This window comes from Kocuria sabuli, from assembly GCF_040981185.1.
Classification (GTDB): domain Bacteria; phylum Actinomycetota; class Actinomycetes; order Actinomycetales; family Micrococcaceae; genus Kocuria; species Kocuria sabuli.
In genome coordinates, this window is sequence record NZ_JAVHZE010000100.1 from 1 (window position 1) to 546 (window position 546).

The 546-nt window shown below is 55.5% G+C and carries 1 protein-coding gene; it reads left to right on the top strand.

The genetic code is table 11. The annotated features are described in order from the left end of the window. On the top strand, positions 1–546 hold a 546-nt coding region (locus RE027_RS18105; RefSeq protein ID WP_368809687.1), incomplete at both ends, for a glutamate--tRNA ligase family protein.

The window sequence follows — 546 nt, forward strand, 5'->3', positions numbered from 1 at the left end:
GTCTGCGTGCCAAAATCGATATGGCGTCTCCGTTCATCGTGATGCGCGATCCGGTGCTGTACCGCATTAAGTTCGCTGAACACCACCAGACCGGTAACAAGTGGTGCATCTACCCGATGTACGACTTCACCCACTGCATCAGCGATGCGCTGGAAGGCATTACGCACTCTCTGTGCACGCTGGAATTCCAGGACAACCGTCGTCTGTACGACTGGGTGCTGGATAACATCACCATTCCTGTGCATCCGCGTCAGTACGAGTTCTCTCGTCTGAACCTGGAATACACCGTGATGTCCAAGCGTAAGCTGAACCTGCTGGTCACCGACAAGCACGTTGAAGGCTGGGATGACCCGCGTATGCCGACCATCTCTGGCCTGCGTCGTCGTGGCTACACCTCGGCGTCCATTCGTGAGTTCTGCAAACGTATTGGCGTTACCAAGCAGGACAACACCATCGAAATGGCGTCTCTGGAATCCTGCATTCGCGAAGACCTGAACGAAAACGCGCCGCGCGCGATGGCAGTGATCGATCCAGTGAAACTGGTCA